The 216-nt window shown below is 55.1% G+C and carries 1 protein-coding gene; it reads left to right on the top strand.

Going from position 1 to position 216, the window contains the following annotated elements; translation table 11 throughout:
• The coding region (locus AAEY98_RS22775) for a hypothetical protein (protein WP_351019929.1) at positions 1-216 on the top strand (216 nt) is incomplete at both ends.

Genomic DNA, 216 nt, shown 5'->3' with positions numbered 1-216 from the left:
TATTGCGCCGACCAACGATGCGCCGACCATTGATGTGGTCGCCAATGACTTTACTGAAAACAGCGCCGTCGATGGCGATGTGGCCGCAACCTACACCACCTTTGATGAAGACGGTGATGCACTGACCGTGGACTTCACCCCAGGCAGCAATGACGACGGTTACTATGCGTTAGTCAACGGCGAAGTGGTATTAACCCAAGCCGGTGCGGATCTCGT

This window comes from Shewanella sp. AC91-MNA-CIBAN-0169, from assembly GCF_040310165.1.
In the GTDB taxonomy this organism is placed as follows: domain Bacteria; phylum Pseudomonadota; class Gammaproteobacteria; order Enterobacterales; family Shewanellaceae; genus Shewanella.
Note: the sequence above shows the minus strand (reverse complement) of the source record. Positions and strands in the feature narration are given on the sequence as shown.